At 50.4% G+C, this 21,503-nt stretch carries 19 protein-coding genes and 1 rRNA gene; 15 read left to right on the forward strand and 5 right to left on the reverse strand.

The window, feature by feature from the left end; translation table 11 throughout:
- The first annotated feature begins 384 nt into the window (after positions 1–384).
- The 7 genes from dusA (at position 385) to L4C36_RS20810 (ending at position 7,572) form a co-directional block, all read left to right on the forward strand.
- The gene (gene dusA / locus L4C36_RS20780; protein WP_428479712.1) at positions 385–1,425 is read left to right on the forward strand and encodes a tRNA dihydrouridine(20/20a) synthase DusA; all 1,041 of its coding nucleotides are present in this window, start codon (positions 385–387) and stop codon (positions 1,423–1,425) included.
- A 328-nt stretch (positions 1,426–1,753) separates the two neighbouring features.
- A complete protein-coding gene (pspG, locus tag L4C36_RS20785; RefSeq protein WP_428479713.1) occupies positions 1,754–1,975 on the forward strand; it encodes an envelope stress response protein PspG in 222 nt (73 codons plus the stop codon).
- Between the two features lie 183 nt (positions 1,976–2,158).
- Positions 2,159–2,800: a TIGR04219 family outer membrane beta-barrel protein gene (locus L4C36_RS20790; RefSeq protein ID WP_428479714.1), complete on the forward strand. Its 642-nt coding sequence runs from the start codon at positions 2,159–2,161 to the stop codon at positions 2,798–2,800.
- Positions 2,801–2,927: 127 nt separating this feature from the next.
- The gene (locus L4C36_RS20795; RefSeq protein WP_428479715.1) at positions 2,928–3,161 is read left to right on the forward strand and encodes a thymidylate kinase; all 234 of its coding nucleotides are present in this window, start codon (positions 2,928–2,930) and stop codon (positions 3,159–3,161) included.
- A gap of 148 nt (positions 3,162–3,309) precedes the next feature.
- Positions 3,310–5,127, forward strand: coding sequence for an assimilatory sulfite reductase (NADPH) flavoprotein subunit (locus L4C36_RS20800; protein ID WP_428479716.1), 1,818 nt, complete (start codon positions 3,310–3,312; stop codon positions 5,125–5,127).
- Positions 5,127–6,818 carry an assimilatory sulfite reductase (NADPH) hemoprotein subunit gene (gene cysI, locus L4C36_RS20805; RefSeq protein ID WP_428479717.1) on the forward strand — a complete coding sequence of 564 codons (1,692 nt, stop codon included), beginning with the start codon at positions 5,127–5,129 and terminating at the stop codon, positions 6,816–6,818. Before L4C36_RS20800 ends, cysI begins: the two co-directional genes overlap by 1 nt.
- Complete coding sequence (locus L4C36_RS20810) at positions 6,811–7,572, forward strand: phosphoadenylyl-sulfate reductase (RefSeq protein WP_428479718.1); 762 nt, start codon at positions 6,811–6,813, stop codon at positions 7,570–7,572. The genes cysI and L4C36_RS20810 overlap by 8 nt, the downstream gene beginning before the upstream one ends.
- A 155-nt stretch (positions 7,573–7,727) precedes the next feature.
- Here the strand turns inward: L4C36_RS20810 and L4C36_RS20815 are convergent, their stop codons facing one another.
- Positions 7,728–8,249, reverse strand: coding sequence for a DUF2780 domain-containing protein (locus L4C36_RS20815; protein ID WP_428479719.1), 522 nt, complete (start codon positions 8,247–8,249; stop codon positions 7,728–7,730).
- 229 nt (positions 8,250–8,478) lie between these two features.
- Positions 8,479–9,099: a BamJ family beta-barrel-assembly machinery protein gene (gene bamJ / locus L4C36_RS20820; protein ID WP_428479720.1), complete on the reverse strand. Its 621-nt coding sequence runs from the start codon at positions 9,097–9,099 to the stop codon at positions 8,479–8,481.
- 120 nt (positions 9,100–9,219) lie between these two features.
- On the opposite strand from bamJ, the gene L4C36_RS20825 reads away from it, so the two are divergent.
- Positions 9,220–9,936 (forward strand): LysM-like peptidoglycan-binding domain-containing protein, encoded by a 717-nt coding sequence (locus L4C36_RS20825; protein ID WP_428479721.1) that lies wholly within the window; start codon positions 9,220–9,222, stop codon positions 9,934–9,936.
- Between the two features lie 81 nt (positions 9,937–10,017).
- Here the strand turns inward: L4C36_RS20825 and L4C36_RS20830 are convergent, their stop codons facing one another.
- The 3 genes from L4C36_RS20830 to L4C36_RS20840 form a co-directional block, all read right to left on the reverse strand.
- Positions 10,018–10,473, reverse strand: coding sequence for a GNAT family N-acetyltransferase (locus tag L4C36_RS20830; RefSeq protein ID WP_428479722.1), 456 nt, complete (start codon positions 10,471–10,473; stop codon positions 10,018–10,020).
- 120 nt (positions 10,474–10,593) lie between these two features.
- Positions 10,594–11,160: a Crp/Fnr family transcriptional regulator gene (locus L4C36_RS20835; protein ID WP_428479723.1), complete on the reverse strand. Its 567-nt coding sequence runs from the start codon at positions 11,158–11,160 to the stop codon at positions 10,594–10,596.
- Between the two features lie 139 nt (positions 11,161–11,299).
- The gene (locus tag L4C36_RS20840) at positions 11,300–13,264 is read right to left on the reverse strand and encodes a bifunctional 2',3'-cyclic-nucleotide 2'-phosphodiesterase/3'-nucleotidase (RefSeq protein WP_428479724.1); all 1,965 of its coding nucleotides are present in this window, start codon (positions 13,262–13,264) and stop codon (positions 11,300–11,302) included.
- Between the two features lie 413 nt (positions 13,265–13,677).
- On the opposite strand from L4C36_RS20840, the gene cysG reads away from it, so the two are divergent.
- The 7 genes from cysG to L4C36_RS20875 form a co-directional block, all read left to right on the forward strand.
- Positions 13,678–15,102 (forward strand): siroheme synthase CysG, encoded by a 1,425-nt coding sequence (gene cysG / locus L4C36_RS20845; protein WP_428479725.1) that lies wholly within the window; start codon positions 13,678–13,680, stop codon positions 15,100–15,102.
- Positions 15,103–15,115: 13 nt separating this feature from the next.
- Positions 15,116–16,024, forward strand: coding sequence for a sulfate adenylyltransferase subunit CysD (gene cysD / locus L4C36_RS20850; RefSeq protein ID WP_428479726.1), 909 nt, complete (start codon positions 15,116–15,118; stop codon positions 16,022–16,024).
- A 9-nt stretch (positions 16,025–16,033) separates the two neighbouring features.
- Positions 16,034–17,464 carry a sulfate adenylyltransferase subunit CysN gene (gene cysN, locus L4C36_RS20855; protein ID WP_428479727.1) on the forward strand — a complete coding sequence of 477 codons (1,431 nt, stop codon included), beginning with the start codon at positions 16,034–16,036 and terminating at the stop codon, positions 17,462–17,464.
- 5 nt (positions 17,465–17,469) lie between these two features.
- Positions 17,470–19,197, forward strand: coding sequence for an SLC13 family permease (locus L4C36_RS20860; protein ID WP_428479730.1), 1,728 nt, complete (start codon positions 17,470–17,472; stop codon positions 19,195–19,197).
- A 24-nt stretch (positions 19,198–19,221) separates the two neighbouring features.
- On the forward strand, positions 19,222–19,842 hold the full coding sequence (gene cysC / locus L4C36_RS20865; protein WP_428479728.1) for an adenylyl-sulfate kinase: 621 nt from the start codon (positions 19,222–19,224) through the stop codon (positions 19,840–19,842).
- 16 nt (positions 19,843–19,858) lie between these two features.
- Positions 19,859–20,605 carry a 3'(2'),5'-bisphosphate nucleotidase CysQ gene (cysQ, locus tag L4C36_RS20870; protein WP_428479729.1) on the forward strand — a complete coding sequence of 249 codons (747 nt, stop codon included), beginning with the start codon at positions 19,859–19,861 and terminating at the stop codon, positions 20,603–20,605.
- A 759-nt stretch (positions 20,606–21,364) separates the two neighbouring features.
- A 16S ribosomal RNA gene (locus tag L4C36_RS20875) occupies positions 21,365–21,503 on the forward strand; the annotation flags it as partial.

The following is a 21,503-nucleotide window of genomic DNA, read 5'->3' on the forward strand; positions in this document are numbered from 1 at the left end:
GTTGGTGTCCTAAAGCTATTTTTGCTGTACATGTTTGTTTTTGCGTTCTTTAACCTGTTGATTTTGTTTTATTTAATTTGCATTTCTTTTGGTTTGTTATGTTCTTTATGATGTCGAGATATCGGGTTGTTTTATCGAGTTTGTTGTGCCCTGTTTTGCGAGAGAGGCGCCCGTGATCCGCGCGCTCTCGTTTCCGATGCCAGAATACGTGCTAGTTGGGCTTGGCGAGTGAATAAGGTAGAATCCGCTCTCTTTGTTGTTCGGCCCGATGACATATTGTCCTTACTTGCGCATTTTTCAGGCGCAATGCGGTGCCAGATGAACGAATGACCCCAACGAACAAATAAGTAAATCGGCTGAGTAGGCCAATAACGAGGTTTTCCGATGACAGATAGCGCTGTTGTATTGCACGAACACACAACGAATGAGCAAACTCAGGCAGGAGAGTACCCTGCGTGTCGTTTCTCCATCGCGCCGATGCTCGATTGGACCGATCGTCATTGCCGTTATTTCCACCGTTTAATGACGGGGCATACGCAGCTGTATACCGAAATGGTGACCACGGGTGCCATCATTCACGGTAAAGGCGACTACTTGGCCTATAACGAAGAAGAACATCCGTTAGTGCTGCAATTGGGTGGCTCTAACCCGGCGGATTTGGCCCGTTGTGCCAAGCTGGCGCAAGATCGTGGCTACGATGAGGTCAACATCAACGTGGGTTGCCCGTCTGATCGTGTGCAGAACGGCCGTTTTGGTGCCTGCTTAATGGGTGAAGCGGAGTTGGTGGCGCAAGGTGTGGCGGCGATGCGTGAAGTGGTGGACATTCCGGTATCGGTAAAAACCCGTATCGGTATTGATGATCAAGATTCGTATGAATTTTTGACTGACTTCATTGGTATTGTGAGTGAGAAAGGCGGCTGTAAAGATTTTACTATTCACGCCCGTAAAGCGTGGTTGAGTGGCCTTAGCCCGAAAGAAAACCGCGAGATCCCACCGTTGGATTACCCGCGTGTGTATCAATTAAAGCGTGACTTCCCACACCTGACGATGGCCCTTAACGGTGGGGTGAAAACCATGGAAGAGATCGAAGCGCATCTACAGCATATGGATGGCGTGATGGTCGGCCGTGAAGCGTACCAGAACCCGTATTTGTTGGCTGAGATTGACCAGCGTTTATTTGGTAGCAGCGATCCGGTGAAAAAACGCCGTGAAATCGTAGAAGCCATGTACCCGTACATTGAGCGTCAGCTGTCTGAAGGTTCATACTTGAACCACGTAACACGTCATATGCTGGGTTTGTTCCAAAATATGCCGGGTGCGCGTCAGTGGCGTCGTCATATCAGCGAAAACGCCCACAAGCCGGGCTCGGGTATTGAAGTGCTAGAGCAAGCACTGGCGAAGATCCCTGCACACCTTGACGTGTAATACGCTATACGGCGTTTGACGCGGGTGAAAGCACGCTTTCTGTATCGAAAAACGATGGCCATGGTCATCGTTTTTTTGTATCTGTAGAGTGGTCGATAGCGATTGAACGTGCCTTTGATGTGCCTTATACGTTGATAGCGTGACGTGTGGTTATGTTAGCGTTTTTCACCAATGTATTGGCGAAAACAACCATGTGAACTCGCGTGCTGAACGGGTAAGCGTAAATGTATGTTTGTTAATACACTGAAAAGTAATGATTTAACCGTTTTTTGTTAAGTTGGTCTGATTTGTGCTTTATCTTTTATCAAGATGAAAAAGGAGAATAACAATGATCGAATTACTGTTTTTATTGGCGTTTGCAGGCGTCCTGTTTTTTACCGGTATCAGTATCATGGGTATGGCCTTGGCCGTTGCGGTCGGCTTTGTGGCGATGGCGGTGGCAGGGATGATTGGGATGGTGTTTAAGCTGTTGCCGTGGTTGATCCTGATTGCCGTTGTGGTCTGGTTGTACCGTAGCCGCAAAGAAGAGCGTGCGGGACGTCGTTATTAAGTATGGGCGAATACGGAGAGTCTATGGTGATAGCGTAGGCGTGATCCTACTTCCGCGTTCGACGTTGTAGGTTTACGTATGTTGATAGAAGTATCTAATACCTAATGGAAATGCGGTTTTCTTGAACAGCATCTGGTATAGTCTGCGCCGTTTACCTATACCAATAAAGAGCGGAGACTCGAGATGAAAAAATTAGCGCTATCTGCGGTTGCAGCCGCTGTCGCGTTATCAGCGGCGCTTCCTGCGCAAGCTGCTGTTCTTTTAGGGGTTAAAGCCGGCGCTGATGCGTGGTTTACCGATGCGAAAGTTAACGATGTTCGTGCATCTGACGACAGCAACACGTCAGGCTCTTACTACGTGGCGTTAGAGCACTTCATTCCCCTGATCCCTAATGCACGTATCCGTTACACTGATGTGGACAACGGCAATGTGGCATTCGGTCAAACGGATTTCACGGCGTACTACGAAATCCTGGATAACGATGCGATTGCATTGGATGTCGGTGTGACCTTGAGCCAGTTCAGCTCTGGCGAGTTTGGCACCGAGTCATTCGATGAGTGGCTACCAAACGTATACGGTAACGTTGAGTTGGGTATCCCAATGACACCGTTGTCAGTGTTCGGTGATGTGAACTTCGGCAGCTTCGACGGTTCAAGCACGGTAGACGGTCAAGCGGGTGTGAAATGGAGCATTCCATTGGTGGCACTGGATCTGAACATGCGCGCGGGCTACCGTGTGATGGACTACGATTTCGATTTCGTTCGCAACAGCGCCGGTCAGTTCTACGCTGACGGTTGGTTTGCGGGCGTTGAGCTGGATTTCTAAGCGTTATTTCGCGAAAGAAATATCAGTGAACCTGCTGAAAGCCACGAATCTTCGTGGCTTTTTTGTTGCCTGTTTTCCCGATTGTGTACCATTTTTATAGAAGGTTATGCAGTAAGGAAGTGGGCATATGACATTAACTGAATTGCAGCACCTCTACAGTAACAGTGATATCGTGGAGGCCGTTATCGAGCCGTCGATTCAAGCCAATGGTTGGATCGTCGAGTTTCGCCATCGTCGCGGGGGCTTTGTTCCGCTGACTGACGGTTCTGGCAGTGAAAAGTGTTATCACGACATCGACACGGCTACTGAAAGAGCGTTTGAAGTGGGCTTTCATCAAGTCCGTATTGCCGATACATTCTGACCCTACGACTGTGCGAAGGCGAAGGGAGCAGCCCTTCGCCGTCACGGTTATCCTTCCAAAAAGTTATAAAACATTCTTATCTATTCTTTCTTGTTATTTCCTTGAGTGGCTAATCTAACCCTACGCAATGTATAGGGATCGTCGTGTCATGTTACTAAAGGAACTTTCAGCTCTGGCCAGCCCACTGAATGATCAAAAACTGGATCAACTTCAGCAAGCCGCCAGCGAGCTTTCGCCACAACAGTTGGCGTGGATCAGTGGATATTTTTGGGGACTCAGCCAAACATCAGTGGCGGGTGAAGCGCAACCCGCCAGTTTACCCGTGGCCGCTGTCGCGAGCCAGCCAGCCGGTAAACTGAGCATTATTTATGCCTCTCAAACGGGGAATGCCAAAGGGGTCGCCCAAGCCCTTAAAGAAGAAGCCGATGCCGCTGGGATCGCCGTGGAGCTGTTTGCTGCCGGTGACTACAAAGGCAAAAATCTCGCCAAAGAAACCCATGTCATCATCATCGCGTCGACCCACGGAGAAGGGGAAGCCCCAGATGATGCCATCGAACTGCATGAATTCTTACAATCGAAAAAAGCCCCGAAACTGCCGAACCTTGAATACGCCGTGATTGGTTTGGGGGACTCCAGTTACGAGTTTTTCTGTCAAACCGCCAAAGACTTTGATGCTTACCTCTCCAAACTCGGTGCCAAGCCGATGCTGGACCGTCTGGACTGTGATGTGGACTACGATGCCCCGGCCGCCACTTGGCGCCAGCAGGCATTGGACAAAGTGAAAGAGACGTTGGTAAAAGCCGACGCCCAAGTGGTGCAATTACCGGTCGGGCAAGCGGCAGCAGCGCCATCGGCGTATAACAAACAAAGCCCGTTTGCTGCCTCATTACTGGTGAGTCAGAAAATCACCGGCCGTGATTCGGGCAAAGATGTCCGTCATGTGGAAATCGATTTGGAAGGCTCGGGCCTGACGTATCAGCCTGGCGATGCGCTAGGGGTGTGGTATGACAACGATGCCACGTTGGCCGCCGCGATTATCGCCAAAGCCGGTTTGAACGGTGAGGAGACCGTTGAGGTGGATGGCCAGTCTGTCACCCTGCTGCAGGCGTTGACCCATGACTATGAAATTACCGCCGCCAATCCTCAGTTAGTCACCCGCTATGCGGAGCTGTCCGGCAGCAAAAAGCTGGCCAAGCTGGTGGACGAAAAAGACAAGTTGCGCGAGTACGCTGCCAATACCCAAGTGCTTGATGTACTGGGTGAGAAGAAAACTGCCCTGAGCGCTGAACAATTGGTGGGTTTGCTACGCCGTTTAACGCCCCGTTTGTACTCTATCGCGTCGAGCCAAGAAGAAGTTGGGGAAGAAGTGCACCTGACCGTGGGGTTAGTGGAATACGACAAGGGGGATGAAACCCGCCAGGGCGGGGCATCGAGTTATTTAGCCCAGCGTCTGGAAGAAGGCGACACCGTGAAGGTGTTCGTGGAAGCCAATAACCACTTCAAACTGCCTGCCGATGATAACACGCCGGTGATCATGATTGGCCCGGGGACCGGGATCGCGCCGTTCCGTGCCTTTGTGCAGGAACGTGATAACCGTGAAGCGGAAGGTAAGAACTGGTTGTTCTTTGGTGATCGTACCTTTACTGATGATTTCCTCTATCAGGTAGAGTGGCAGAAGTACCTCAAGAGCGGCATTGTTCACCGTTTAGATGTCGCCTTTAGCCGTGATCAGGTAGAGAAAGTCTACGTACAACACCGCTTGCTTGAGCATGCTGCAGAAGTGTGGCAGTGGCTGCAAGCGGGCGCACACGTGTATGTGTGTGGTGATGCAAACCGTATGGCCAAGGATGTCCATGACGCGTTGATTACTATTGCTGAGCAACAAGGTCAGCACTCGCGTGAGCAGGCGGAGCAATACTTGAATGAATTGCGTAAGAGTAAGCGTTATCAAAAGGATGTGTACTAATGAGCGAACAAAAATTATCAGATAACGAGCGCCTGAAGCGCGAAAGTAACTTCTTACGCGGCACCATTGAAACGGATTTGGACGATCGGATCACCGGTGGTTTTACTGCGGATAACTTCCAGTTGATCCGTTTCCACGGTATGTACCAGCAGGATGACCGTGATATCCGCGCCGAGCGTGCTAAGCAGAAACTGGAGCCGCTGCACAATGTGATGCTGCGTGCCCGTATGCCGGGTGGGGTGATCACCCCGACCCAATGGTTGGCCATCGACAAGTTTGCTGAAGAGCACACGATGTACGGCAGCATCCGTTTAACGACGCGCCAAACCTTCCAGTTTCACGGCGTGCTCAAGCCAAACATTAAGCTGATGCACCAAACCCTGAATCAAATTGGGATTGATTCTATTGCCACGGCGGGGGATGTGAACCGTAACGTACTGTGTACCACCAACCCGGTGGAGTCAGAATTGCATCAGGAAGCCTACGAATGGGCCACCAAGATCAGTGAGCACTTGCTACCGAAAACCCGTGCGTATGCCGAGATCTGGCTGGACGGAGAAAAGCTGGAAACCACCGATGAAGAGCCGATTTTAGGGAGTAACTACTTACCCCGTAAATTCAAAACAACGGTGGTGATCCCGCCGCAGAATGATGTGGATGTGCACGCTAACGATTTGAACTTTATCGCGATTGCGGAAGACGGCAAGCTGGTGGGCTTTAACGTGTTGGTCGGTGGCGGCTTAGCCATGACGCACGGGGACAAGTCGACGTACCCGCGTCGTGCCGATGATTTTGGCTATGTGCCGCTGAACAAAACGCTCGATGTGGCTGCCGCCGTGGTGACCACACAGCGCGATTGGGGCAACCGTTCTAACCGTAAAAACGCCAAAACCAAGTACACCTTAGATCGCGTTGGTAGCGATGTGTTTAAAGCCGAAGTGGAAAAACGCGCAGGCATTGCTTTTGCACCAAGCCGCCCGTATGAATTCACGGATCGGGGTGACCGCATTGGCTGGGTAGACGGTATTGATGGTAAACACCATTTGGCGTTGTTCATTGAAAATGGCCGTTTGCTGGATTACCCCGATAAGGCACTGAAAACCGGTGTGGCTGAAATCGCCAAGATCCACCAAGGTGATTTCCGCATGACGGCGAACCAAAACCTGATTGTAGCCGGGGTGCCGAGTGCAGAAAAAGCGACGATCGAAAAGATCGCGCGCGATCATGGCTTGATCGATGATGGGGTCAGCGAGCAGCGTAAAAACTCCATGGCCTGTGTGTCGCTACCGACGTGTCCACTGGCGATGGCGGAAGCAGAGCGTTTCTTGCCGAGTTTTGTCACCGATGTTGAGAACATCTTGAAAAAGCACGGTTTGCCGGAAGACGACAACATCATTTTGCGCATTACAGGCTGTCCGAATGGCTGTGGGCGCGCGATGTTGGCGGAAATCGGCTTGGTGGGTAAAGCGCCGGGACGTTACAACTTCCACCTTGGTGGCAACCGTAACGGAACCCGTGTGCCGAAGATGCACCGAGAGAACATTACCGTGGATCAAATCCTGCAAGAGATTGATCAACTGGTTGAGCGTTGGGCGAATGAGCGTGAAGCCGGTGAAGGGTTTGGTGATTTCACCATTCGTGTTGGCATTATTGCGCCAGTCGACGTGTCGAAGAGGGATTTCTATGCCTGATGTGGACTTTTCACAACTCCTGCAACAAAGCAAAGTGGAACAAATCCTTCAGTTAGCCGCGATTAACGCCGAATTGGAGGCCATGACCGCACAACAGCGGGTGGCATGGGCGCTGAAACACTTGCCGGGGCAATTTGCGTTGGCGTCCAGTTTTGGGGTGCAATCAGCCGTGATGCTGCACTTGGTGACACAAGAAGATCCGTCGATCCCGGTGATTGTGACCGACACCGGGTATCTGTTTGCTGAAACCTATCAGTTTATTGATAGCTTAACCCGCCAGCTGAATCTGAATCTGCACGTGTACCGCGCAGAACAGAGTGCCGCATGGCAGGAAGCGCGCTATGGCGAGTTGTGGACGCAGGGTTTAGAGGGGATCAAGCAATACAACCGGATTAACAAGGTGGAGCCGATGCGACGGGCATTGGATGAGCTGAACGTGACGACGTGGTTCTCTGGCTTGCGCCGTGAACAATCGGATACGCGCGCGTCGTTGCCGGTGCTGGCGATTCAAAATGGGTTGTTTAAGTTTTTGCCGTTGATTGATTGGAGCAACCAAGATATCGAACGGTATTTAGCGACCCATGCGCTGCCTTATCATCCTCTTAAAGAGCAAGGTTACCGTTCGGTGGGAGATACCCATACCACGAAAAAATGGGAGCCAGGCATGAAAGAGGAAGAGACCCGTTTCTTCGGTCTGAAGCGTGAATGTGGTTTACACGAAGACGATGCTGAAGCGGACGGCTCCGGTATCTGAATGGTCGATTTCTGATAGACGGACGGTCATCATGATAAAAAAGCCTTACTGTATGGTCAGTAAGGCTTTTTTTATGTGTTTTCTTTCGTCAGTGACGGATTTTAACGTGTGTCTGACAGAGCAATCAGGCTGTGGCGGTAATGTGCTGCGCGTGATTATTCTGCGTCAGGTGCGGGCACGCCTTCACCTTGTGGTTGCATCCATGCTTTACCCAGACTATCGAGTAACCCGGCACTGGCGCCTTGATCGCCAAGGAATTGCATGACCACGGGGACGAATTTGCTCACCATGCTGGCGTCCATCCCCAAGGCTGAAAAGACCTGATTGATGGTATCCATGTTGCCGAGCAGGCTACTGACACCGGCAGGTAGATTGCCTGTTAGCGCATCAGCCCCTGGGATCATCTTCGCTAACTCTGAGGCTTGATCGCCACCCAGTTGACTGGACGCGATAGACAAGAGGGCACCCGCACCGCCCGCGGCTTGTTCGGGGGAGATCCCCAGTTGTTCTGTGAGGGCATTGGTCAGCGGGTTATTTTGAATGGCTTCTGCTTTTTCATCGTCGCCGCCGCCAAACAGATCCGACAAACTGAATGCGGATGCAGTGGTTGGAATGAGCAGGCTAAGCATAACCAGCAGCGTTGACCAGAACGGGGTGTGTGAACGAGTGTATGTCATCACTGTTCTCCTTGTGATGGAATGAACGGAACGCAACACAATGTGTGTGCTGTAAATAAGCCTAGTCAGGAATGTGGCTGAGATGCCAAATTAATGTGCAAAAAAATGATGAAGAGATAAATAAGGGTAACGTCAGCAGGCAAATTGGGTAGGATAAGCGGAGCATGCAGAAAGTACGGGTATAAAAAAACGGCGCCGAGGCACCGTTTTTGTCGGTAAGTCGTCTGACTTACAGGATGTCTAGAAGTTCTACTTCAAACACAAGCGCTGCGTACGGAGGGATAGCAGCACCTGCGCCGCGCTCACCGTATGCAAGATCTTGAGGGATGTACAGTTTCCACTTAGAACCCACAGGCATCATTTGCAGGGCTTCAACCCAACCTTTGATCACGCCTGTTACTGGGAACTCAGCTGGCTGGCCGCGAGACACAGAGCTGTCAAATACCGTACCGTCAGTTAGCTCGCCGTGGTAGTGAACACGTACTTGCTTGTCTGCAGTTGGGATTTCACCGTTGCCTTCAACCAGTACTTCAAACTGTAGGCCAGATTCAGTCACTGTCACTTCAGGACGTTGTGCGTTATCTTGTAGGAACGCTTCGCCTTCAGCAGCCGCTTCTTTCGCTTGCTCTTGACGAGCTGCATCTGCTTGAGTGTGTAGTTCACGCAGTGCGTCGTTGATGTCATCAACGGCGATTTCTGGCATGTCGCCAGCTAGAGAAGTCGCGATACCTTTAGCGATAGCAGCAACATTTAGACCTTCTAGGCCGCTTTGTGCTAGCTGCTGGCCCATTTGAAGGCCGATACCGTAGCTTGCTTTAGTTTCGACTGTATCTAATTTTACGTCAGACATGGTGTCATCTCTTTGGTAGAGTAAATAAAGCAAGCAGGATAACAGTTTCTCCCCCCGAGGGTAAACCATTGTAACAAGCTGTCGATTGATAGCGTGATTTGGAAGCGCTGGAGAGTGAGTATGGGACAGGCCAAACGCCGTTCAAAGAAGCAAAGTGAGTTTTCATGGCCCCGTATCGCCTTTGATAAGGCCATGTTGGCAAACGCTAAAGCAGCTTGCCAGCAACGGACGGCGGCATTACGCGCCCGTTGGCAGGGATTACCGACGTTTCATCGTCGTGCTTTGATGGTATTGACCCCGGTGGTGGCAATACTGTTGTTACTGCCGAGCACGCCTCCGGCATTGCAGGATGATGGGCCGATCCGTCGTGAACTGGCGTTGGATATCGATACGCGACCTGAACCGGTTACGCTCGGGGAGCGCGGGGAGCCAGCATCGCCTGAGCGTCCTATTCGTTTACCTCGCGAGTCAAGGGTGATCCCGCTTGATCCTGTGGCCGAAAAGCCAGCGGTGAAACCTGCGCCGAAGCCGGCACGGACGGATTCATCACGAGCAGACACCTCACGTGATGCGTGGCAGCGTTATCAGGTGAAACCGGGTGAAACCTTAGCGAATATCTTCCGAGATAAATCGTTGCCGTTGGCCGACCTGTACGCAGTGGCCGCGATTGAAGGAAAAGATCAGCCCTTGAGCCAAATCAAGCCGGGGCAATGGCTGTTGTATCGCCAAACCGGTGATGGTCAGCTTGAGGCGCTATTGATTGAAGCAAAAGAGGGCGATGAATCGGTAGGGTTCTCGCGCAATGCCGACGGTAAGTTTGTGCGTTCGCGTCAGTAAGCAGATTCTGTTTCGAATATTGGCATGTTGATCATGCGAATGTAAAAAGCCACCTAGCGGTGGCTTTTTTGTGTCTGCGGTTTAGGCTGATTTGTTCAGGCACATATCAATATGGGGGATGCCGTCTTCCAAGTATTCCTCAGAGCATGCGATAAACCCGTAACGACCATAATAGTGCTGCAAGTGCGATTGCGCACCGATCTCAATGGCTTGTCCTGGCCATGCTCGTTCCGCTTCTTGTAAGCCTTGGGTCAGCAATTGGTGGCCCAACCCTTGTGCTCGTGCATCTTGCGCGGTGGCAACACGGCCAATGCTGATGTGATCATAGGTGACGCCGGCCGGTAACAGGCGCAGGTACGCCACCAGTTGGTCATCTTGGTAGCCCAGTAGGTGCAGGGTACCGGTATGACGGTCATGGTTATCCAGATCCGGATAGACACAGGTTTGTTCGACGACAAACACATCACTGCGTAGCTTCATCAGATCATAAAGCTGATGGACGGAGAGTTGTTCAAAGTGCAGGCATTGCCACTGCATGAGGGTTCCTTGATATCAAGAGCGGGACTGCGGCTCAGTATAATGGGGTTTAACCTTGCAGGCCTTTACAAAAGGCAATTTCAGGCCAGAAAGCGTGGCGCAGCAATCACGGTGTCGTAATTACGGCAATGACAGACGCTTGCGGATCCGACTTAAGCTGGTGGCGGTGATCCCCAGATAAGACGCCATTTGTTGATCGTTAATGCGCTGGCACAGCTCAGGAAAGTGTTCACAGAACAGCGTGAAACGTTCCTCGGGGGAATGCAGTATCATGAAACGTTCTTTATGCTCTTTAAATTGCAGTTGGCGTTCTAGCAGGTGTAGATACAACGGGTGATGCTGTGCGCGCCACTGTTTGATCACCGACAGGGGAATGGCAACCAATTGACTGGCTGACAGGGTTTCCAGCAAAAATGGGGACGGGGCATCCGTGGTCAGGCTTTCAAATCCAATCAGCATTTCTTGTTCCCAGTAAAACTCTTTGCTGAACTGACGGCCGTTTTCAGTCAGATAACAGGCATGACATATTCCCTCGACCAGAAAGAAGGCGTGTTCAACGTGTTCGCCTTGATGCAGCAAAATATGCCTGGTTGGCAATTCAAGAAAAGTGGCTTCGGTCAGTGCCTGATCAAGGGTAGCCTGATCGGCACCGTGTTGTTGAAGAAAATGCGAAAAGGCCGATTGCATGGGGTGCCCTCTATGTATCGTCATGGCGTGGTAATGGCTATTGGGTGGTAAATGGAGTGATAAGCCGTCTTCAAACAGCATACCAAAAAAATGCCGTCGCAAGAGCGACGGCATGGCAGGCATTAAGCGAAAAGAGGGCTTACTTTTGTTGCAGGTCGATGCTGTAGCGGGCAAAGCCGACGCTGTCAGTCCCGATTTGCTTCATTGGGTACTGGCCTTTCTCTTTAATGAACTGTGCGGCTTTCTCACTTGGTGAGGTTTCAAACGTGATGGTCAGTGGCTTATCACTCTTCAGTGGGGTGAAGTGCCAGTTGTTATCCGCGCTTGGTACCACTTGGCCTTTCTCTTTGCTGATGCGAGAGATGTAATCGGCTACCACGGTGCGGTTTTCATCCGGAGAGGCAAATGCCACAAACGCTTCACCGGTACCGGCAAATTTGCCGCTGTATGCACGGTAGTTATTGGTCGCGATGATGAATGGTTGGTTTGGATCAACCGGCTTACCGTTAAAGGTCAAATCGTTAATACGTGATGCTTTGTTGTTGATCAGCTTACAGTCGCCGTCGTAACGGGCTGGCTGTGAAATGTCGATGCTGTAGTTCACACCGTCAATCACATCAAAGTTGTACGTACGGAAACCGTCCCAATTGATCAGGCCTTGTGGCGCGGTGCTGTTCAGGTCGATTTGGTTGAATTGTCCTGCAGAACATTCCAGCCATTCCTTCACGTCTTTACCGGTCACTTTCATGGCAACCAGCGTGTTCGGGTACAGGTACAAGTCCGCCGCATTACGGAAGGTCAGCTGACCCGATTCCACTTCGGTGTAGTTGGTTGGATCGTTACCGCGACCGCCCGCTTTAAACGGTGCTGCCGCAGACAAGACAGGGATGCCATCCAGATCCGGATCGCCCTGAATGAAGCGCTCAACATAGTCTTTCTGCGCTAAGCTAACAATTTGTACGGTTGGATCGTCTTGTACCAATGCCAAGAAGCTGTACATCACATCGCTGGCTTTACCGATAGGTTGGTTCACAAACTCACGGGTGCCTTTGTGATCGTCCTGCAGTGCGGCCAACATCTTGGCATCGGCTTCAACCAGAGGCTTGCCTTTGTACTTATCAAAGATTGGACGTGCTTCGGTTTGTGCTGCGGTTACTTTCCAGCTGTCGCCGTCTTTATCCAGTACTAAGTCCATCACGCCCAGGTGATCACCCCAGCGGCCAGGCATCACAGCGGCCACGCCATTGATGGTGCCTTTCTCTACGTCAGTATTTGGCAGATTCGCAAACGCTTTGCTTGGGAATACCGCGTGAGAGTGACCAAAGGCAATCGCATCGATGCCTTTCACTTCAGTGAGGTAGTACACTGAGTTCTCTGCCATCACCTGGTAAGGATCAGACGATACGCCAGAGTGCGGGATCGCGACAATCACGTCAGCGCCTTCCGCTTTCATCTGTGGAATGAATTTCTCTGCCGTTTGTTTGATGTCTTTGGCTTCGACTTTGCCTTCTAGGTTCTTCTTATCCCACACCATGATTTGCGGTGGCACAAAACCGATGTAACCGATCTTCACTTCGTGCTCAGCACCGTCGGTATCTTTGAAGGTGTGTGATTTGATGATGTACGGCGTAAACAGGTTCTTACCGGTTTTCAGATCGTACACGTTGGCATTCACGTAAGGGAAGTTCGCACCGGCCAAAGAGGCGTTCAAAAAGTCGAGGCCGTAGTTGAATTCGTGGTTACCCAGGTTACCCACATCGTAGTTAAGCTGGTTCATGGCTTTGTACACCGGGTGAACGTCACCGGCTTTTAGGCCTTTGGCTGCCATGTAGTCGCCCATCGGGCTACCTTGGATCAAATCCCCGTTATCGACTAACACACTGTTGATCACTTCTGCTTGCGCTTCTTTGACCAATGTTGCTGTACGCACCAAACCGGTTTTTAGGGTTGGCTTATCTTTGTAGTAGTCGTAATCCATCACATTGGTGTGGATATCGGTGGTTTCTAAAATGCGAAGTTTAATGGTTTCCGCCGTCGCCGGTCCGGCAAGCGTCAGCAGGCCGCCCAGGATCGCGATAGATAAAGGGTGCGCGGGTAACTTCATGATTGACTCCATGATGAATAGGGACAGGAAAGCGTGCATAAGGTAACAAAAGTGCGGGCAATATTACGTGATGGGATCAGCGTAATGTGTATTAGCTCTCGTTTTTCTGCGTGATGGATGGGGACATCAAGAGATCTCACCATGAAATGTGGCCACGGTGTCGCCATGGACTAGGTGAATAAGGCATAGCATAGTCAAAAATCGCCTAACCCGAGGATGAGGCTGTGACACGAACAGGTCAGAATGCTGTCTATCGTGGTGATTTCTTTAGGATCGGGAAGCAAATGGCGTATTTGCGGTATAACCCATTTACGCGAACTTTTTGGAATAAAAAATGAAATTTTAGAATTTCAGGTAATATCCCCCCGCCTCTATAGTGTTTCTAACTGATGGATGTTTTGGGGCACTGAAAGATGGATTACTTGCCGATATTTGCTGATTTAAAACGCCGCCCATGTTTAGTGGTGGGAGGCAATGAGATTGCTTGGCGTAAAACCCGCATGCTGTTAAAAGCAGGGGCGGATGTCAAAGTGATTGCATCGACATTGTCTCCAGAATTTCAACACGCTATCGCGCAACAGCAGATCGATTACTTGGGGGAGACCTTTCAACCCGAGGATCTCGACGGGATCTTTCTAGCTATCGCCGCTACGGAGCGTAAGGCGCTCAATGCCCTTGTGTATCAGTCAGCCAATCAGCGTCAGGTACTGGTTAACGTGGTGGATGATACCCAGCGTTGCAGTTTCATCGTCCCGTCTATTGTGGATCGCTCGCCCATCATTGTGGCGGTGTCCTCGTCAGGCAAAGCCCCTGTGTTAGCACGTTTGGTTCGCCAACAGCTTGAAGCTTTGCTCCCTCATCATCTTGGTGCCATGGCCGATATCGCTGGCCGTTTCCGCTCGCGTTTGGCGGAGAAAGTCACCGCCTTCTCTGCACGCCGCCGTTTTTGGGAACAAGCCTTTTCTGGTCGTTTTGCTTCACAGGTGGCTGCGGGCAATCATGAACAAGCCGAGCAAACCTTGGAAGACTTGTCGAATGGTCTGGAAGATCGTGGCGAAGTCGCCTTGATTGGCGCGGGGCCTGGGGATCCGGGGTTGCTGACACTGCGCGCTTTACAGCTGATGCAACAAGCTGATGTGGTGTTGTACGACTATCTGGTATCGGATGACGTGATGGATTTGGTTCGCCGAGATGCCGAATGGGTGTGTGTGGGTAAGAAAGCGGGTTTTCACAGTGTGCCGCAGTCTGAAACCAATCGCCTCATTGTGCAGTATGCCGAGCAGGGCAAGCGTGTTGTGCGCTTAAAAGGCGGTGATCCGTTTGTTTTTGGACGTGGAGGGGAAGAGTTAGAAGTCTTGTTTGACCGTAACATTCCGTTTGAAGTGGTACCGGGCATTACGGCTGCCGCAGGGGCGACGGCGTATGCGGGCATTCCGCTGACACACCGTGATTATGCCCAGACCGCGATGTTTGTGACCGGCCACCTAAAACCAGATGGAAAACAGCTAGATTGGCGCACGCTTGCCCGTGGCAATCAAACCCTTGTTATTTACATGGGGCTTATGAACTCCCGAGATATTCAACTACAGTTAATACAGCATGGGCGCGCCCCTGACACCCCAATTGCCATCATTGAACGTGGCACGCAACGTGCGCAAAAAGTCTTTAAAGGTCAGTTGGATGGCCTAGCAGAATTAGCTCAACAGGCGGAATCACCGTCACTGATCGTGATCGGTGAAGTCGTCAACCTTTCAGAAAAACTACATTGGTTCGGAAAGCAGGAACAGCCTTTACAGAGCGCGACGCGTCAGCCGACTGCCGTTGTGAAGCTGGCTTAGCATGGAGAGAGTAATGGACCCGAAACGACTTACCCACCTCAAGCAGCTTGAAGCGGAGAGTATCCACATCATCCGCGAAGTTGCGGCAGAATTTGATAACCCCGTCATGATGTATTCCATTGGAAAGGATTCATCTGTGATGTTGCACTTAGCCCGTAAGGCTTTTTACCCCGGGAAAATTCCTTTTCCACTATTGCATGTCGATACGGATTGGAAATTCCGCGAAATGATCGCATTCCGTGACCAGGCGGCTGAGAAGTACGGTTTTGAGTTATTGGTACACAAAAACCCTGAAGGTTTGGCGATGGGGGTAGGACCGTTTACCCATGGTTCATCCAAGCATACCGATATCATGAAAACGCAGGGGTTGAAGCAGGCGTTGGATAAATACGGTTTTGATGCGGCTTTCGGTGGTGCGCGCCGTGATGAAGAAAAATCCCGAGCGAAAGAACGGGTGTATTCGTTCCGCGATAAGAACCATACCTGGGACCCAAAGAACCAGCGTCCGGAATTGTGGAAAACCTACAACGGCCAGATTAATAAAGGCGAGAGCATCCGTGTCTTCCCGCTCTCCAATTGGACGGAACTTGATATTTGGCAGTATATCCTGCTAGAAGAAATCGAAATTGTGCCGCTGTACCTGTCGGCCGTTCGTCCGGTGGTAGAGCGTGATGGCATGCTGATCATGGTGGACGATGATCGGATGGAATTGCAGCCGGGTGAAAAGATTGAGCACAAGAGTGTGCGTTTCAGAACGTTGGGCTGTTATCCATTGACCGGTGCGATTGAATCGGAAGCCGACACCTTACCGGGCATTATTGAAGAAATGCTGGTGGCAACATCCAGTGAGCGCCAAGGACGAGCGATCGACCATGATCAATCTGGCTCTATGGAGTTGAAGAAGCGTCAGGGATATTTCTAAGGAGAGACAATGAACAGCGTAATTGAACAACAAGTGGCTGAGCTAGGGATTGATGCCTATCTTGACCAGCACCAACACAAATCTCTGTTGCGATTTCTAACCTGCGGCTCGGTCGATGATGGCAAAAGTACCTTGATTGGTCGTCTGTTGCATGACTCTCATCAAATTTATGAAGATCAGTTAGCGGCGATTCACTCGGATAGCCAGAAAGTGGGAACCACCGGCGATAAGCCTGACTTGGCGTTATTGGTGGATGGTCTGCAAGCGGAGCGTGAGCAGGGGATCACCATCGATGTGGCTTACCGTTATTTTTCGACCAAGCCGCGTAAATTCATCATTGCCGATACGCCGGGGCATGAGCAATACACCCGTAATATGGCGACTGGTGCGTCGACCTGTGATGTGGCGGTGATCTTGATTGATGCCCGTAAAGGCGTTTTGGATCAAACCCGTCGTCATTCGTATATCGCTAGCCTGCTTGGGATCCGTCATTTTGTGGTGGCGGTGAACAAGATGGATTTGGTGGAATTTGAACAGGGCCGTTTTGAATCTATCCGTGATGAATATCTGGCCTTTGCTGAAAAGCTTAATGCCAATATTGATATCAAACTGGTACCGCTATCGGCGCTTGAAGGCGATAACGTCGTCGATTTGAGTGACAAGATGGCCTGGTATGACGGTGAGTCGTTACTGTCACTGTTGGAAAGTGTGGATATCAGCAGTGATCGTCAGGCCGGTGAGTTCCGTTTCCCGGTTCAGTATGTGAATCGTCCTAATCTCGATTTCCGTGGTTTTGCGGGCACAATTGCGGCCGGTACGGTCTGTGTGGGTGACACGATCACCGCATTGCCATCAGGTAAAACATCGACGATTGAGCGCATTGTGACTTTTGATGGGGATTTACCGTCAGCGTTCGCCGGTCAAGCAGTGACATTAACTTTGGCGGATGAAATTGATATTAGCCGCGGCGATATCTTAGTGCCGGGTAATAGCGATGTACCGCTTAGCGAGCAAGTATTAGCGGATGTGGTATGGATGGCGGAAGCGCCGCTAGAAGTCGGCCGTCAGTACGATATTAAAGTCGCGGGCAAAAAAACGGTTGGCTCCTTTACTGCGGTTCGCCACCAAGTGGATATCAATAACCTGCAGACGTTCGCGGTGGACAACTTGCCGCTTAATGGCATCGGGTTGTGCGAGTTGAACCTGACGGAATCCATTGCTGTTGATGCGTATCAACAGTGTCCAGATACCGGTGGGTTTATCGTGATTGATCGCCTGACCAACGTTACGGTTGGTGCAGGGATGATCCGTGGAGCCTTATCCCCGTCACAAAGCACAACACGTTCAGATGTTTCGGCATTTGAAGTGGAGTTAAATGCGCTGATCCGTAAGCACTTCCCGCATTGGGATGCGAAGGATATAAGCAAGTTGTTGGGGTGAGCATGATGCAATGGGAACAAGGGATCGTTCTCACCATGCTGGTGGTGATAGTGACATGCCTATTAACGTCACGGATCAAACCCGCCTATCTCTTTGCAGGGGCGGCGTTTATCGGCTTTCAGGCGGGGTTGATTGATCTGCCGACGTTGGCGGGCAACTTCACGAACTCATCATTACTGACATTGGTATTGTTGATCCTTGTTTCCATTGCACTGGAAAAGACGCGTCTGATCAGTTGGGTCGGGCAACAAATATCAGTAGGAGGCCAATCTACCGTGGTCGCCAAGCTGGGGTTGTCGACGGCCTTCCTGTCTTCTTTTACAAACAACACCGCTGTCGTGGTGTCACTGATTGGGGCGGTAAAGCGTAATCAACGTCATGCGCCCTCTCGTTTATTGTTGCCCTTGTCTTATACGGCTATTTTAGGGGGCACCCTGACGCTGATCGGTACATCGACCAATTTAATCATCAATAGCTTTGTGGAAGATGCCGGTTTACCGAGTCTGGGATTTTTTGCCCCGACGTCCATTGGATTGGCGGTATTGGTGGTAGGGCTACTGATTTTGATCCCACTAAGCTATTTATTGCCCGTGCATGATGAGCATGGCCAAGATGACTTGTCTTATTTCTTGGAAGCCAAGGTGGATATGCAATCGCCTCTGGCTGGAAAAACGGTGGCTGAGAATGGCCTACGCGCATTGCGCCGTTTATACCTTGCGGAGATCTTGCGGGACGGTAAAACCTTGGCACCAGTATGTCCGGATACCCGTTTGCAAACGGGCGATACCTTATTGTTTTGTGGGGACGTGGAAAGTGTCACGACCTTACAGGAAATTAATGGCCTGACGTTATTTGGTCAGCATCACCTCAATGGTCAGTCGATGCTTGAGGTGATCGTCAGCCAATCGGCTGGCATACGCGGTAAAACCCTTAAGAGTGTTCATTTCCGTGAGCGGTTTGATGCGGTGGTCGTTGCGATCCGCCGTGGCCATGAGCGCCTCGCGGGGGGATTGGGCAATATCGAACTGCATGCCGGCGATACGCTGGTGGTGGTACCGGGCAAGACGTTTGAACAGAAGAAGCAGCAATTAAACCGAGAGTTTGTGCTGGTGAACGGGCTGGACTCCAGTGCGCGCTTAGACAGCCAAAAGAGTATTGCTGTCCTGATTGGCTTTGCCGCGGTGATTGCCTCAACGTTATTGGGCGACATTTCTATCATTAAAGGACTCGCTGCTTATTTGTTGGTGCTAGTCCTGACGGGGATCATTACGTTCCCTGAGTTACGTCGTCGTTTCCCCGTCGATATCGTGGTGATTGTTGGCTCAGCGTTATCCTTAGCGCAATTGATGTTGTCCACGGGCTTATCAGAAAGAATGGGCGACATGATGATGCACGCCTTCGATGGCTGGGGGATCTACGGGGCACTTGTGGCTGTCTATTTCTTGACGTTAGTGTTGACGGAGTTGGTCACCAATAATGCTGCTGCGGCTTTGTCTTTTCCTATCGCGTACAGTCTTGCGGTGAGTTACGGGGTCGATCCCATGCCATTTATCATGGCGATATTGTTTGGTGCCAGTGCCAGTTTTATCTCTCCTTACGGCTATCAAACCAATTTGTTGGTGTATAGCGTGGGGAACTATCAGCTCAGAGATTATCTGCGGATTGGTTTACCGATTTCGTGTGTGTATTCCGTGGTGGTGTTGCTACTCATCCCGCAATTGTTTCCTTTTTAATTTTAAAGACAAATGGAGTTGGCTATGACAACGGCTGTTCAGTCAAATAACGATGAGAATGTGGTTTGGCATACACACCAAATCGACAAAGCATTTCGTGCACAACAAAAACAACAAAAGCCGTGTGTACTGTGGTTCACCGGATTGAGCGGTGCAGGTAAATCAACCGTCGCAGGAGCGTTAGAAATACGCTTATCCGCTTTGGGATATCACACGTACTTACTCGACGGCGATAATGTTCGTCATGGCTTGTGTAAAGATCTGGGATTCTCAGCGGAAGATCGTCGTGAAAATATCCGTCGTATCGGAGAAGTCGCGAAGTTGATGTCAGATGCAGGGCTGATTGTATTGAGCGCCTTTATTTCACCGCATCGTCATGAGCGTCAACTTGTCAGGGATATGCTTGACGATGGCGAGTTTCTGGAAGTCTTTGTGGATACCCCGCTGGAAGAATGTGAAAAGCGTGATCCCAAGGGGTTGTATAAAAAAGCCCGTGCAGGTCAAATTAAGCACTTCACAGGGATTGATGCGGAATATGAGCAGCCAGAAGCGGCTGAAATTCATCTTCAGGCCGGTAATGTCACGGTCGATGCATTGGTTGATCTGTGTGTAGAGTCGCTGAGAAAGCGACATATTGTTGAATGATCACAGGAGTGGACGCGTGGATAGTCAACTTGATGCAATTTATGAAATTGCAATAAGTGCTGGGAAAGCGATCATGGATCGCTACCATGGGCAGGTGCAGATTGCAGAGAAAGCTGACAATAGTCCCGTGACAGACGCTGATCTTGCGGCGAACGCGATTATTATTGAAGGCTTAGCTGCATTAACGCCGAACATCCCCGTGTTGTCGGAAGAGTCAGAGCATTCTTCATGGGAAACTCGACAATCTTGGGAGCGTTTTTGGCTGGTGGACCCGCTTGACGGCACCAAAGAATTCTTGCGTAAAAATGGCGAGTTCACGGTTAACATCGCCTTAATCGAGCAGGGCAAGCCGGTGATGGCGGTGGTGCATGCGCCTGCTTTGAATAAAAGCTGGCTAGGCAATGGTAAACACGCGTGGCTTGTGACTAAAGCCGGAAAAGAAAATATCAAAACAAGGCCTGCGACAGTTCCGACAGTCGTGGGTAGCCGTTCGCACCCTAGTACTGGATTGAGTGACTTTCTCGAAAAGCTGGGTGAACACAAAATGGCAGAAGTGGGTTCATCATTGAAGTTCTGTCTGGTCGCAGAAGGTCGCGCACAATATTATCCGCGATTAGGTCCGACAATGATGTGGGATACCGCCGCTGGACAATGCATCGCAGAAAGTGCGGGCGCCCAAGTACTCACATTAGAGGGAGAGGTGCTGGGCTATCAGCGAGAGAATTTACTGAACCCTGCCTTTATTGTTTCTCTTCTTCGCTAATCGCATTACCTCTCTATATAAAGAGATAGGGTATTTCCCCTATCTCTCTTGCATTTCGCTTATACAAAACCGAATCGCTCAACTACACTCATAACTTCGTGAATACGCTATCGTCGTCATAGTGTGGTGATCCTTGAATGTAATTTTGACCTTGAGTGCTTACATTTAAGCATGATTGTACTTTTTATTGCCTTCCTGTCTTAACTGCTACCAGTTGGGTGTTTTCGGTAGAGAAATAGATTGCCATCTCGTGAGAGGGGCTTATACTGCGACCACACCAACAGGGACGGCTTCTTAGTAAGCTATATACAAACTGTGTATAACTTGTTGGTTAAATGGCAGCGCAAACTTCTCGACCTCTTTAGCTTGACTTTATGATGGTTATAATGAGAAATTGCACGCCTTGCTTGATTGGTTTGAGTTAAACCTCAAAAATAATAGTTTTCTATTATCAAGCGTTGTCAGTTAAGGGTTGGGTTTGAAAAAGAATTCAATTTACTTGTTGACAGCAGGGTTTGCGGTGGTAATATACGCAGCCTCAACACGGCGCACTGCGCTGAGTTAATGTTCTTTAACAATTTGACCATGCAATCTGTGTGGGCACTCGTGAAATGATAGTCAACAAAAGAATTATCAATGATACTGAGTGACCAATACAAAATAGCGCAAGTTATTTTGGCACAGTCAATTCGTTCGTTACTTCGGTAATGAACAAAAACAGTTTTTCATTGAGCCGCTATTTATAGCAGCAAACACTTTTAATTGAAGAGTTTGATCATGGCTCAGATTGAACGCTGGCGGCAGGCCTAACACATGCAAGTCGAGCGGTAACAGGAAAGAAGCTTGCTTCTTTTGCTGACGAGCGGCGGACGGGTGAGTAATGCCTGGGAACATGCCT

Origin of the sequence: Photobacterium japonica, from assembly GCF_050337005.1 — a bacterium.
GTDB lineage: Bacteria > Pseudomonadota > Gammaproteobacteria > Enterobacterales > Vibrionaceae > Photobacterium > Photobacterium japonica.

Coding starts and splice junctions, on each gene's coding strand:
- dusA (WP_428479712.1), top strand. CDS start 385: ATGACAGATAGCGCTGTTGTATTGCACGAACACACAACGAATGAGCAA.
- pspG (WP_428479713.1), top strand. CDS start 1,754: ATGATCGAATTACTGTTTTTATTGGCGTTTGCAGGCGTCCTGTTTTTT.
- L4C36_RS20790 (WP_428479714.1), top strand. CDS start 2,159: ATGAAAAAATTAGCGCTATCTGCGGTTGCAGCCGCTGTCGCGTTATCA.
- L4C36_RS20795 (WP_428479715.1), top strand. CDS start 2,928: ATGACATTAACTGAATTGCAGCACCTCTACAGTAACAGTGATATCGTG.
- L4C36_RS20800 (WP_428479716.1), top strand. CDS start 3,310: ATGTTACTAAAGGAACTTTCAGCTCTGGCCAGCCCACTGAATGATCAA.
- cysI (WP_428479717.1), top strand. CDS start 5,127: ATGAGCGAACAAAAATTATCAGATAACGAGCGCCTGAAGCGCGAAAGT.
- L4C36_RS20810 (WP_428479718.1), top strand. CDS start 6,811: ATGCCTGATGTGGACTTTTCACAACTCCTGCAACAAAGCAAAGTGGAA.
- L4C36_RS20815 (WP_428479719.1), bottom strand. CDS start 8,249: ATGACATACACTCGTTCACACACCCCGTTCTGGTCAACGCTGCTGGTT.
- bamJ (WP_428479720.1), bottom strand. CDS start 9,099: ATGTCTGACGTAAAATTAGATACAGTCGAAACTAAAGCAAGCTACGGT.
- L4C36_RS20825 (WP_428479721.1), top strand. CDS start 9,220: ATGGGACAGGCCAAACGCCGTTCAAAGAAGCAAAGTGAGTTTTCATGG.
- L4C36_RS20830 (WP_428479722.1), bottom strand. CDS start 10,473: ATGCAGTGGCAATGCCTGCACTTTGAACAACTCTCCGTCCATCAGCTT.
- L4C36_RS20835 (WP_428479723.1), bottom strand. CDS start 11,160: ATGCAATCGGCCTTTTCGCATTTTCTTCAACAACACGGTGCCGATCAG.
- L4C36_RS20840 (WP_428479724.1), bottom strand. CDS start 13,264: ATGAAGTTACCCGCGCACCCTTTATCTATCGCGATCCTGGGCGGCCTG.
- cysG (WP_428479725.1), top strand. CDS start 13,678: ATGGATTACTTGCCGATATTTGCTGATTTAAAACGCCGCCCATGTTTA.
- cysD (WP_428479726.1), top strand. CDS start 15,116: ATGGACCCGAAACGACTTACCCACCTCAAGCAGCTTGAAGCGGAGAGT.
- cysN (WP_428479727.1), top strand. CDS start 16,034: ATGAACAGCGTAATTGAACAACAAGTGGCTGAGCTAGGGATTGATGCC.
- L4C36_RS20860 (WP_428479730.1), top strand. CDS start 17,470: ATGCAATGGGAACAAGGGATCGTTCTCACCATGCTGGTGGTGATAGTG.
- cysC (WP_428479728.1), top strand. CDS start 19,222: ATGACAACGGCTGTTCAGTCAAATAACGATGAGAATGTGGTTTGGCAT.